The following is an 11374-nucleotide window of genomic DNA, read 5'->3' as shown; positions in this document are numbered from 1 at the left end:
GGCCTGGTGTGTGGACGTAAAGCGAAGCAGTCCACACACCAGGCCCCGGAGGCCCGTCACCGGCAGCCGAACAGCCCCGCGCAGCGGCACCGCCCGCCGCAGGCGCAACGGCGAGACACCCCCACGGCGGGACAGCCGGAAACGTAGGCAGCCAGCCAAGCGCAGCGGACGGGCGGAGGGGATACAGTTATCCCCCATCAGCCTGATTCGCGGAGGGCATGCGTGGTAGCGAGGCGCAAGGGGCCGCCGTCCTGGCGGGCGGTCCGTTCACGCACCTGCATACCCACGCACTCCGGGCCGCGCGCCCATCACCCTTGCCGGGGGCGCTCCCCGGGCGCCCCCGTCCGCACGGCCCGTGGGCACGCCCGTAGCTGCCCGGAGCTCGCCGCCCGCCGCCGCACCTCGCCGCGCTGCGGGGTCCGCCGGGCCCGTACCACCGCGATCCGTCCCGGCGCCCGGCTCGCGCGGCTGCCCGGCACGGTGCTGCTGACCCACCGGGCGCCCCGGCACAGCCTGTGGCGCCGGATAGTGCTCACCGTCGTCGTCACGAACCTGGTGCTGATCTTCCTGGCACTGGTCGTCTATCTGGGGCGGCACGCAGGGACTTGAGGGCCTGACTTCCCTGAACCGTCCGCGGGCTCACCCCGGTCCGCCACAGCCCTATGACGTCCCGCCCGAACGACCACCCGAGCAGCGCCAGCGCCACGGCCACCGCGGCCGCCGCCCAGGCCCGCGGCACGATCCCGGCACTGGCCACGACCAGCACGATCCCCTGCGCCGCCGCCACCGCCTTGCGGGCCGTGCTGTGCGGCAGGGCACCGCGCAGCCACGGCAGCGCCCAGGACGCCGCGACGAAGGCGTACCGCATCAGACCGATGGTCAGCACCCAGGCGCCCAGCGGCTCCGCGAGATGGACGCAGAGCACCAGGATGAGGAAGGCGTCGACCTCCATGTCGAAGCGGGCGCCCAGCGGGGTCGCCGTTCCGGTGCGCCGGGCGACCTGACCGTCGACGGCGTCCAGCAGCAGCGCGACGGTGGCCAGCGCGATCAGCACCGCGACCGGTGCCGGGCGGGCGAAGGAGTCCGCGACCAGCGCCGTCACCCCGCCGACCAGTATCGTCCGGGCCAGCGTGACGCGGTTGGCCGGGCCGAACGACCGCACCGGCGACCGGCGTAGCGCGAGGGTGAGCACGGCCCAGGTGACCACCGCGAAGACCGCACCCGCCAGCCACCCCGCAGCGCCCAGGCCGACCGCCCGGTCCAGCACCGCCAGCACCAGCAGCTGCACACCCAGACCGACCGTGGTGTTCTGCACCAACCGCCTTGTGCCGTGGTGCTCTTGTACGGTCACCGTGCCTCCCGGAACTTATGGCGCAGTCCATGGGCGCCGCGTATCGTGACGGCGTCCTCAAGATCCCCAGCATCAACGAACACATGTCGTAGCGTCCAGGAGGATCCCGATGCCGTGTGCCTTTTGGCTGAGAGCTCCCGGGCGGGGCGAGATCCGTCCGGTGTCGCTGCCGGAGCCCGGCCCCGACGAGGTGCTGGTGCGGACGCTGTACTCCGGGGTCAGCCGCGGGACCGAGACCCTGGTCTTCCGCGGCGGCGTCCCCGAGAGCCAGCACGAGGCCATGCGCGCGCCGTTCCAGGAAGGCGACTTCCCCGCGCCGGTCAAGTACGGCTACCTCAATGTCGGCGTCGTCGAGGAGGGGCCGCCCGCGCTGCGCGGCCGTACGGTCTTCAGCCTCACTCCGCACCAGACGCACCACGTCGTCCCGGCGCACGCCGTGACCCCCGTACCGGACGGCGTCCCCGCCGCACGCGCCGTACTGGCGGGCACGGTGGAGACCGCGGTGAACGCCCTGTGGGACGCCGCGCCGCTGGTCGGCGACCGGATCGCGGTGGTCGGCGCGGGCATGGTCGGCTGCAGCGTCGCCGCCCTGCTCGCCCGCTACCCGGCGGTCCGGGTGCAGCTGGTCGACGCCGATCCGGCACGCGCCGAGACGGCCAGGGCGCTCGGTGTGGAATTCGCGCTGCCACAGGACGCGCTGGGCGACTGCGATCTGGCCGTGCACGCCAGCGCGACCGAGCAGGGGCTGGCGCGCTCGCTCGAACTGCTCGCCCCGGAAGGCACCGTCATCGAGCTGAGCTGGTACGGCGACCGGCGGGTCAGCCTGCCCCTGGGGGAGGCCTTCCACTCCCGCCGGCTGGTCGTCCGCAGCAGCCAGGTGGGCGCCGTCTCCGCGGCGCGGCGCGCCCGCCGCACCTTCGCCGACCGGCTGGCGCTCGCCCTCGACCTGCTCGCCGACCCGGTCTTCGACGCGCTGATCACCGGCGAATCCGCCTTCGAGGAGCTGCCTTCGGTGCTGCCCCGGCTGGCCTCCGGCGACCTGCCGGCGCTGTGCCACCGCATCCGTTACGGGCCGCCGGACGGCTCGTAGGCGATCCAGACCCCAGGTACCGAGACCGACATCACACCGGAGGAACACCCGTGTTCAGCATCACCGTCCGCGACCACCTCATGGTCGCGCACAGCTTCCGCGGCGCGGTCTTCGGACCCGCGCAGCGCCTGCACGGCGCGACCTTCGTCGTGGACGCCGCCTTCCGCCGCCCGGACCTCGACGCCGACGGCATCGTCGTCGACATCGGCCTGGCCACCCAGGAACTCGGCGCGGTGGTCGCCGAGTTGAACTACCGCAACCTCGACGACGAACCGGCCTTCGCCGGGACCAACACCTCGACCGAGTTCCTGGCCAAGGTCATCGCCGACCGGCTCGCCGACCGCGTGCACGCCGGCAACCTCGGCGAGGGCGCCCGCGAGCTGGCCGGCATATCGGTCACGCTCCATGAATCCCATATCGCCTGGGCGACGTACGAGCGCACGCTGTGACGCACACCGGCGCCGACGCGGCAGCGGAGCGCGTGGTGCACTTCGTCCTGCCCGGTGGCGTCGAGGATCCGACGACGCCCAGCGGGGGCAACGTCTACGACCTGCGGATGTGCCGCGAACTCCCGGCGGCGGGGTGGCGGGTGCAGCCGTACGCGATGCCCGGGAGCTGGCCGCGGCCGGACGCCGCCGCCTGCGCGGGACTGGCGCGGCGGCTGGCCGCACTGCCGGACGGCGCCGTCGTCCTGCTCGACGGGCTGGTCGCCGGCGGCGTCCCCGAGGTCCTCGCCCCCGAATCCGGCCGGCTGCGGCTCGCCGTACTGGTGCATCTGCCGCTGGCGGACGAGACCGGGCTCGATCCCGCGACGGCGGCCGAGCTGGACGACCGGGAACGCCGCGCCCTGCGCGCCGCGGGGGCCGTGGTGGCCACCAGCGAGTGGACCGCCCGCCGGCTCGTCGCGCACCGCAAAGCGGCGGCGGACAGCGTGCACATCGCCCGGCCGGGAGCCGATCCCGCACCGCTCGCGCCCGGCACGGACGGCGCCACCGCCCTGCTCTGCGTCGCCGCCCTCACCCCGCGCAAGGGACAGCACCGCCTGATCGACGCCCTCGCAGCCGTCACCGACCTGCCCTGGAACTGCACCTTCGTCGGGGGGCCCGGCCACGACCCGGGCTACGCCCGGCAACTGCGCCGCAGGGCCGAGGATCCGGACCTCGCCGGCAGGATCCGCTTCGCCGGCCCGCTGACCGGGGCGGAGCTGGCCACCCGGTACGCCACCGCCGACCTGCTGGTCCTCACCTCGTACGCGGAGACCTACGGCATGGTCGTCACCGAGGCGCTGGCGCGCGGGATTCCGGTGCTGGCGACGGCCGTGGACGGCGTACCGGAAGCCCTCGGCCGGGCCCCCGACGGAAGCCTGCCCGGCCTCCTCGTACCGTCCGACCGGCCGGCGGCGCTCGCCGGGGCGCTGCGCGAGTGGCTCGGCGATCCGCGGCTGCGCCACCGGCTGAAACGATCCGCACGCGACCGGCGTGCCATGCTGGAGGAGTGGGAGATGACCTCGCAGAGTCTGGCGGGAGCGCTGGAACGGCTTCGGTACGAGCCCCGGAGCGCGTCATGAACGCCGTGGGCAGCCCCCGATTCGCCCCCAGCTGGCTGGAGTTGCGCGAACGCGCCGACGCGGTGTCCCGGGCGACCGAGCTGTTGCGCCCCCTGCGTGCCCGGCTCTCCGCCCGGCCGCCCGCACCGGGGCGACCGGACGGCCTGGTGATCCGCGACCTCGGCTCCGGCACCGGCTCGATGGCGCGCTGGCTCGCCGTCCGGCTGCCCGGCCCCCAGCACTGGACCCTGCACGACCACGACCCGGACCTGCTCGCCCACGCCGTGTCGCGCATGCCCGCAACGGCCGCCGACGGCACGCCCGTTGACACGCGGACCCGGCACGGTGACCTGACCGCCCTCACCGCCGACGACCTCGCCGGCACGTCGCTGGTCTCCGCCTCGGCGCTGCTCGATCTGCTCACGCTCGACGAGGTGGAGCGGCTGGCCCAGGCCGTCACGGGCGCCGGATGCCCGGCGCTGCTCGCGCTCTCGGTCGCCGGGCGGGTCGAACTGACCCCGTCGGACCCGCTCGACGACGAACTGGCCACCGCTTTCAACGACCACCAGCGCCGCACGGTCGGGGGCCGCCGGCTGCTGGGTCCGGACGCGATAGCGGCGGCCGTCGCTGCCTTCGAGCGGCGCGGCGCGACGGTCGTGGTGGGGCCCAGCCCCTGGCGCCTGGGGAGCGCCGAGTCCGCGCTGACCGCCGAATGGCTGCGCGGCTGGGTCGGTGCCGCGCACGCCCAGCGGCCCGAGCTGGCGCCCCAAGCCGTCGCGTATCTGCGCCGGAGACTGGCCCAGTGCGCGGCGGGGGAGTTGGGCGTCACGGTGCACCACACCGATCTGCTGGCGCTGCCCGGGGGCGTGTGATGCAGCGGCCGGGGCTGGCGGCGTGGCTGAGGCTGCTCGTGGGAGCGGGCATTCTGGTGGCGCTGATATGGCATCTGGGGTCCGGCGCCTTCCTGGCCGGGCTGCGCAGGATCGACGCCGGTACGCTCCTGGCCGCCCTCGCCATCGGCCTGCTGACCACGGTGCTCAGCGCCTGGCGGTGGTGTCTGGTGGCCCGCGGCTTGGGGCTGCGGCTGCCGCTGGGTCCGGCCGTCGCGGACTACTACCGGGCGCTGTTCCTGAACGCGGCACTGCCCGGCGGCGTCCTGGGCGACGTCCACCGCGCGGTACGGCACGGTCACAGCTCCGGCGACCGGGGCCGGGGCGTGCGCGCGGTGATCCTGGAACGCGCCGCGGGCCAGCTCGTGTTGCTCGTCGCCGGGGCGGCCCTGCTGCTCGTCCGGCCCTCGCCGGTGTCGGCGGCCCTGGCCCACACCCTCGGCTCACCCGGCGCCGAGCTGGCCGCGGCCGCGGTGTGTGCGTCGGTCGTGGCGGCCGCCTGGTGGCTCCTGGCGCACCGGGGACCGATGCGCGGCGGACGCGGCCCGCGCATCGTGCACCAGCGCTCCGCGCGCGGCGGACGGGCCGCCCGCACGGTGCTCGCCGACACGCGGCGCGGCCTGCTGGGCCGTGGTGTGTGGCCCGGTGTCGTGCTGTCGTCGGTGGCGGTCCTCGTGGGCTACCTCGCGATGTTCGTCCTGGCGGCCCGGGTCGCCGGGGTCGTGGCGCCCTTGGCCGAGTTGCTCCCGCTGGTGGTGCTAGCGCTGCTCGCGATGGCGCTGCCGGTCAACGTCGGCGGCTGGGGCCCCCGCGAGGGCGTCGCCGCCTGGGCGTTCGGCGCCGCCGGACTGGGCGCGGCGCAGGGATTCACCACCGCCGTGATCTACGGAGTGCTCGCCTTCGCCGCGAGCCTGCCCGGCGCCGTGGTCCTGCTCGTCAGGAGGGCCGCCGGGCCGCGCACCGACCACCGTCCGCAGGTCGAGCTCGAAGAGCGTGTCCTCGCCGAGCAGGGCGCGCCGCACGGGCGGTCGTAGCGCCTCCCGCATCACCGGCGTACCGGGAAACCGCAGCCCGGGGACGCCGTCGCCGAGCAGGACCGGCGCGACGGTGAGATACAGCCGGTCCAGCGCCCCCGACCGCAGGAACCGCGACACGGTGACCCCGCCCCCCTCGATCAGCACCCGGCCCAGTCCGCGCCGCGCCAGCACCGCCAGCAGCCGCTCCGGGGCGAAGTCCGCTGCGTCCGGCAGTTCGAGGACGTCGACCCCGTCGCCCACGGCGCCCCGCGCCGCGGTGCCGGCGCCCGGCCCGAGCACCCACAGCGTCGGCGCCGCCCCGTCCGTGAACACCCCGCTGCGCACCGGCACCCGGCCGTGCGGATCGAGCACCACCCGCACCGGGCTGTCGCCCGCGCAGGCGCGTACGGTCAGCTGCGGGTCGTCCGCCACGGCGGTGCCCGCCCCCACGAGCACCGCATCGGCCAGTGCACGCAGCCGGTGCAGATGGCGGCGGTCCTCCGCGCCGGTGACATAGTCGGCGTCGCCGGTGCGGGTCGCGATGAACCCGTCCAGACTCTGCCCGAGCTGCGCGAAGGCGGTCCGCGGACCGGCCAGGCAGAGCGGCAGATAGCGCTCGGCCAGCTCGACCGCCCCGGGTGAGGCCCGCGGTCCCCATCGCCACCCGCCGTCCCCGTCCGTTACCAGCCCGGCCGCCCGCGCCCCGGCCGCCGTACGGATCCGCCGCAGCCGCTCCCATGCCGCCGTGGCGTCCAGCACCTCGGTCCTCTCCTCGAACGTCATCTCAGCTCCCGGCCGCCCGCGCCCCGAACAGCTCGGCGTATTCGCCGAACGCCTCGACCAGCCCGGCCAGCAATTCCCTTCCCTTGTGGGCGGACGCCAGCGACGGGCGCCCTATGACTCCGGACTCGGTATAGGCGGACATGCCGAGCGTCAGCAGATGTTTCCGGTCATCGGCGGTGCAATCCGCCGATTCATAGCCGTCCCCGACCAATTCGGGGTGCGCATGCAGCAGGATCGAGGTCTCGACCTCGCCCGCGTGCATATCGCTGTGCGCGGGGGTGTGCACTCCAGCCCGGGTGCGCGCCGCCTCCCAGTCGGCCGATCCGGGGAAGAGCGCCATCCGCACGCCGCTCCCGGCGGATTCCTGAACCACATTGCGCAGTACGTAATTTCCGCCGTGCCCATTGACCAGAATCAGGGTGCCGATGCCGGACCGGCCCAGCGAGGCGGCGATGTCGGTGACCACCGCATGCAGGGTTCGCGCCGAAATGCTGACGGTTCCCGGCCAGTCGGCGTGCTCGTGCGAACAGGACACCGTCAGCGGCGGCAGCAGCTGGACCGGGTGGGCGGCCGCCAACTCCCCGGCGATGGTGCAGGCGATGACGGTGTCGGTGGTCAACGGCAGGTGCGCGCCGTGCTGTTCGAAGCTGCCGATCGGCAGTACGGCGATCGCCGGGCGCCGCGCCCGTATGTCCTCGGTGGTGTCCGCGGGCAACAGCGCCGTGGCGGAAGCCGGTTGTCGCGAAGCCGTCATAGGAGCCGCTGCCTTTCGTCGCCGGATCGCGGGTCTCGCAGCATACTTGTCGTGTTGTGAAAGAAACTCTGCGCACCTTTGCCCTCGTGGGTACCATCGCGCCATGACGGACCCCTACGAAGACGCCAGTTCCGATCCCGGTCCCGGAACCGGCGCCGATATCGGTATCGCTTTGGACGATGCCGGCCAGGAAAGGCCGGGCGTGGAACGAGTGGTGGAGGTCCGGCTGCCCACCACCTACGGGGAATTCCGCGCGGTCGGTTATCTCGACCGCCGCAGCGGAATCGAGCAGGTGGCGCTGGTCCACGGTGAGGCGGCCGGGGAACTGGCGCTGACCCGGGTGCATTCGGAGTGCCTGACCGGCGATGTTTTCGGCTCCACGCACTGCGAATGCGGCGACCAATTGTCCGCCGCGCTCCGCGCGATCGTGGCGGCCGGGCGCGGCGTTCTCGTCTATCTCCAGGGCCATGAGGGCCGGGGAATCGGGCTGCTGGCCAAGCTCCGGGCGATGCGGCTCCAGGACGACGGGCTGGACACGGTCGAGGCGAATATCGCCCTCGGGCTGCCCGTCGACGCCCGTGAATACGGTGTCGCGGCGGAGATGCTGCGGGATCTCGACGTCCGCTCCGTGCGGCTGCTGTCGAACAATCCGCGCAAGCGCGCCGCGCTGGTGCGGCACGGTATCGCCGTCGCCGAACAGGTACCCCTGCTGGTGGCGCCCCGGGCGGAGAACATCCGCTATCTGCGTGCCAAACGGGAACGTCTCGACCACGATCTGCCGCATCTGGACGGCATCCACGGCCTGTTCTGAGGCGGCGAAGGCCTGTCGTGCGCGGCCGCTGCCGTGCGAGAGGGCCCGCGACGCGTGGTCGCGGGCCCTCTCCAGGCGGTCTTCACCGGCGGCGAGCGCCGTGTCAGGAAGCGGCGGGCGCCGCCTCGGCCGGCACGGCGTCCTGCTGCCGAGCCGGGACGACACGCTCCGCGAGGTGACCGAAGAGCAGCCCGAAGGCGGTCCACAGCACCAGTTGGACGGCGATCGTCGACAGCCGGAACTGCCAGAGCAGGGTCCCGGGGAAGCCGTGCGGCACATTGTCGTAGGACGGCAGGAAGGCGTACGCGATCCCGACGGCGACCACGAACGCGGCGCCGCCCGCCACCGTGGCGTACCAGTTGCCCAGCTTGGGCGCCAGGCGCCGGCCGAGCAGCGTCGCGCCGACGGCCAGCAGGATGCCGAGCAGCATCATCAGGAAGTACAGGGCCGTGCGCTGGCCGATGGTGTCGGGATCACCGACGGCCGGCGGGTTGGCCGGGTACTTCAGGAACGGTACGAGGTAGACCAGCAGCGCGCCGCCGGCCAGCAGGGCGGCGGTGGTCCGGGCGCCGAACCGGCCGATCCGGCCCAGGACGAAGCAGAAGACCAGGGCGGCGATCCCGCCCAGCGCCACGCCGTAGACCAGTACGCCGGTCGCCAGCCCCGCCGTGGACTGCATACCGCGGCTGACGACCTCCACCTCGTGCTCGTGTCCGTGGCTGTGGGCCTCCTCGAACGCGATGGCGGCGTCCACCCTCGGCTCGCCCAGCAGGTAGGCGACGACGAGGGCGAGCACACCGGCGGCCAGGCCGGCCAGCATCCCGCGCACCAGAAGGTTTCTGACGGTGACGGAGTTCATGGGTGCGGGGTCCGATCAGTGGCAGGGGAAGCCGAGGAGGTGGCGCCCGTCGTGGACCCACTCGTGCACGTCCGTACCGGAGAGCAGCGAGGTGGCGCCCTGCTCGGCGCCGATGAAGTAGAGCAGAACCAGCATCAGGACGCCGACGAACAGCGCCCACGGGGCGATCGCCTTGAGGGGGAGCGGAGCGGGGGTGACGGCGCCGGTGGCCGGGGGTGCGATGGACTGAGCCATGGCAGAACCTCCTAATAGGGGGAACTCGCGTCCCTAGTCAGTGGAGTGCGTAACGACATGCCGGGTCTGGCTCATCCGGTCCTGGCCCGATTGGGCCGGTATAAACCGGACATACAGTGGCGCGACCGCGCCGGGATCCCACCGGCTTCCGTCATGTCATTGTCAATACGATCGGGAAGGTACCGTGAACCGGCCACCCGGCCAAGACCGCGGAGGGGGCGGACAGGCGCAGGGTGGGGCGCGACATTCGGCCAACTCCCCTGTACGGACCGTCAGTTGGTGGCGGCGGTGGGTAGCGAAAGAAGAGGTCATGACAACTCGGGTGATGTTGGTCTCACCGGCCGCCGGAGACGCCCAGCGCGAGGTGCGCTTCGACGACGACGGCCCGCTGGCCGAGGCCGGGCTGCGCCGCGTCCGGGCCGCCGCCGGGGCGCTGCCGACCGCCGACCGGACCTTCGCCTCGCCCTCCAGGCGGTGCCGGGACACCGCCGAGGGGCTCGGACTGCAAGCCCGTCCCGTGCCGGAGCTGGCGGGCTGTGCGATGGGCGGCTGGCGCGGCCGGACCCTGGCCGAGGTCGCCGACGCCGAACCGGTGGCGGTCTCCCGCTGGCTCTGCGATCCGGACTTCGACAAACACGGCGGGGAGTCCCTGCGGCGGCTGTGCGACCGGATCGCGGACTGGCTGACCCGGATGGCACTGGACGCGGGCCGGGTGGTGGCCGTCGTCGAGCCGGATGTCGTACGGGCCGCGGCGGTGTGCGCGCTGCGGGTGCCCGCGGATGCGTTCTGGCGGATGGATGTGCCGCCACTCACCGTGACAGAGCTGAGCGGTCGGGGCGGGCGCTGGAACCTGGGGCTGGGGCGGGCGCTGGACCGCAGGTGAGCGGGGGTGCGACGGAGATGCTTCACAATTCACCTGTCGCTCATCTACACATAAAGGCGACATAAGTGCAGAATGAGGTTGCGCGGCCCGATGCCACGCGAAACGGCCAGGCTTGCGAACGAAGGAGGCGAGTCGTATGGCCGACGTCTCACACCACAGGGGAGATCTCGCAGGTCACCCCGACGCAACGGAGATGCAGGCCCGATACGAGCGGGTGCTCGGCGGGCGTGATGTGGTACTCGTCGACGGTCCGGTGTTCCTGGTCGGCCTGTACTGCGCCGCCTCTCCGTGGATCCTGCACTTCTCAGCCACGCAGTCCGCGCTGATGACGCACAACCTCATCCTCGGGGTGGCGATCGCTCTGCTGGCGGTCGGGTTCACCACGGCGCCTGAGCGGATGTACGGCATGAGCGGCGCGATGTGCGCGATCGGCGTGTGGATGATCATCTCGCCCTGGATCGTCGGCAGCGGTCCGGACGCCGGGATCATCTGGAACAACCTCATCATCGGTGTCCTGACGTTCCTGCTGGGCGCCACGTGTGTTGCCGTGGCATCGAAGAGCCGCCGCGTCACATGACGGACGCTTCCCGAACGGGGGCGTGTGAGAAGCCGCCGGTCCGTTTGCCTCCCTCGGGGCAAGCGGACCGGCGGCCGTGTACGTAGGGCGGGCCGGCCCCGACCCGTCGGACGGGCCCTAGCGGCGCCGGCCGTGGCTCTCGGCCGGCGGCTGGCCGGCCAGTCCGGCCAGCACCAGCCCGCTCGCGATGAGCAGGCCGTGCGCCAGCGCGATGCCGAGGGCCAGACACGCGATCGCCGCGGTCTGGACGAGCCGTGCGGCGCCGCGCGGGACGGGTCGGGAGCGTCCGGCCAGCGGGGTGCGGGGGCGGACACGGGGAAGGGTGTCGTGGCGGAAAATCTCGGCGAGCTCGCCGAAGGGGCGGTCGTCGTACGGGGACAGGGGCGTCCCTCCTCTCCCGGGTGGTGCGCGGGGCGGCCGTGCGGGCGGGATGCGGGTGGCGGCGACCATGCCTCGATGATCAAGTGAAGTGAGGCGACTCCACTTCCCCTAGATGATTGAGTCCGATGTTTGTGCTGGCCGCGACCATGGCGAAGGGCGTCCGTTGGCCTGAGTGTGACTTCTGGCTTGGACGCCCTTC

General features: G+C 73.2%; 14 protein-coding genes and 1 pseudogene. 9 read left to right on the top strand and 6 right to left on the bottom strand.

Translation table 11 applies throughout. The annotated features are described in order from the left end of the window. The first annotated feature begins 222 nt into the window (after positions 1–222). Positions 223–609, top strand: coding sequence for a DUF6126 family protein (locus tag ACWD6P_RS36220; RefSeq protein ID WP_451448476.1), 387 nt, complete (start codon positions 223–225; stop codon positions 607–609). On the opposite strand, the gene ACWD6P_RS36215 is transcribed toward ACWD6P_RS36220, so the two are convergent. Then, a complete protein-coding gene (locus ACWD6P_RS36215; protein ID WP_451448475.1) occupies positions 545–1351 on the bottom strand; it encodes a CDP-alcohol phosphatidyltransferase family protein in 807 nt (268 codons plus the stop codon). The two genes, ACWD6P_RS36220 and ACWD6P_RS36215, sit on opposite strands and share 65 nt — an antisense overlap. Before the next feature lie 109 nt (positions 1352–1460). On the opposite strand from ACWD6P_RS36215, the gene ACWD6P_RS36210 reads away from it, so the two are divergent. The 5 genes from ACWD6P_RS36210 to ACWD6P_RS36190 are packed head-to-tail and all read left to right on the top strand — an operon-like array spanning position 1461 to position 5911. After that, complete coding sequence (locus ACWD6P_RS36210) at positions 1461–2441, top strand: zinc-dependent alcohol dehydrogenase (protein ID WP_451448474.1); 981 nt, start codon at positions 1461–1463, stop codon at positions 2439–2441. A 50-nt stretch (positions 2442–2491) separates the two neighbouring features. Beyond that, a complete protein-coding gene (locus ACWD6P_RS36205) occupies positions 2492–2890 on the top strand; it encodes a 6-pyruvoyl trahydropterin synthase family protein (protein WP_451448473.1) in 399 nt (132 codons plus the stop codon). Continuing rightward, positions 2887–4008: a glycosyltransferase family 4 protein gene (locus tag ACWD6P_RS36200; protein WP_451448472.1), complete on the top strand. Its 1122-nt coding sequence runs from the start codon at positions 2887–2889 to the stop codon at positions 4006–4008. Before ACWD6P_RS36205 ends, ACWD6P_RS36200 begins: the two co-directional genes overlap by 4 nt. Then, the gene (locus tag ACWD6P_RS36195; protein WP_451448471.1) at positions 4005–4859 is read left to right on the top strand and encodes an SAM-dependent methyltransferase; all 855 of its coding nucleotides are present in this window, start codon (positions 4005–4007) and stop codon (positions 4857–4859) included. Before ACWD6P_RS36200 ends, ACWD6P_RS36195 begins: the two co-directional genes overlap by 4 nt. Next, the gene (locus tag ACWD6P_RS36190; protein WP_451448470.1) at positions 4859–5911 is read left to right on the top strand and encodes a lysylphosphatidylglycerol synthase transmembrane domain-containing protein; all 1053 of its coding nucleotides are present in this window, start codon (positions 4859–4861) and stop codon (positions 5909–5911) included. The genes ACWD6P_RS36195 and ACWD6P_RS36190 overlap by 1 nt, the downstream gene beginning before the upstream one ends. A 102-nt stretch (positions 5912–6013) precedes the next feature. Here ACWD6P_RS36190 and ACWD6P_RS36185 read toward each other — a convergent pair. Beyond that, a pseudogene (locus tag ACWD6P_RS36185) lies at positions 6014–6676 on the bottom strand (RibD family protein); the annotation flags it as partial. A 1-nt stretch (position 6677) separates the two neighbouring features. Next, complete coding sequence (locus ACWD6P_RS36180) at positions 6678–7430, bottom strand: creatininase family protein (RefSeq protein WP_451448469.1); 753 nt, start codon at positions 7428–7430, stop codon at positions 6678–6680. A 103-nt stretch (positions 7431–7533) separates the two neighbouring features. Between ACWD6P_RS36180 and ribA the strand changes: the two genes are divergently transcribed. Beyond that, positions 7534–8241: a GTP cyclohydrolase II gene (gene ribA, locus ACWD6P_RS36175; RefSeq protein WP_451448468.1), complete on the top strand. Its 708-nt coding sequence runs from the start codon at positions 7534–7536 to the stop codon at positions 8239–8241. A 103-nt stretch (positions 8242–8344) separates the two neighbouring features. On the opposite strand, the gene ACWD6P_RS36170 is transcribed toward ribA, so the two are convergent. Together ACWD6P_RS36170 and ACWD6P_RS36165 are read right to left on the bottom strand one after the other, a co-directional pair. Continuing rightward, positions 8345–9100 carry a CbtA family protein gene (locus ACWD6P_RS36170; protein WP_451448467.1) on the bottom strand — a complete coding sequence of 252 codons (756 nt, stop codon included), beginning with the start codon at positions 9098–9100 and terminating at the stop codon, positions 8345–8347. 15 nt (positions 9101–9115) lie between these two features. After that, on the bottom strand, positions 9116–9334 hold the full coding sequence (locus tag ACWD6P_RS36165; protein WP_451448466.1) for a CbtB domain-containing protein: 219 nt from the start codon (positions 9332–9334) through the stop codon (positions 9116–9118). A 310-nt stretch (positions 9335–9644) separates the two neighbouring features. On the opposite strand from ACWD6P_RS36165, the gene ACWD6P_RS36160 reads away from it, so the two are divergent. Both ACWD6P_RS36160 and ACWD6P_RS36155 read left to right on the top strand, forming a co-directional pair. Further along, complete coding sequence (locus ACWD6P_RS36160; protein WP_451448465.1) at positions 9645–10217, top strand: histidine phosphatase family protein; 573 nt, start codon at positions 9645–9647, stop codon at positions 10215–10217. Between the two features lie 136 nt (positions 10218–10353). Further along, on the top strand, positions 10354–10794 hold the full coding sequence (locus ACWD6P_RS36155) for an SPW repeat protein (RefSeq protein WP_451448464.1): 441 nt from the start codon (positions 10354–10356) through the stop codon (positions 10792–10794). Positions 10795–10911: 117 nt separating this feature from the next. Here the strand turns inward: ACWD6P_RS36155 and ACWD6P_RS36150 are convergent, their stop codons facing one another. Next, a complete protein-coding gene (locus ACWD6P_RS36150) occupies positions 10912–11244 on the bottom strand; it encodes a hypothetical protein (protein ID WP_451448463.1) in 333 nt (110 codons plus the stop codon). Positions 11245–11374 lie beyond the last annotated feature (130 nt).

The sequence above is a fragment of the Streptomyces sp. NPDC002446 genome (assembly GCF_053595675.1).
The sequence above is the reverse complement of the archived record's forward strand: the minus strand, read 5'-3'. Positions and strand labels throughout refer to the sequence as shown.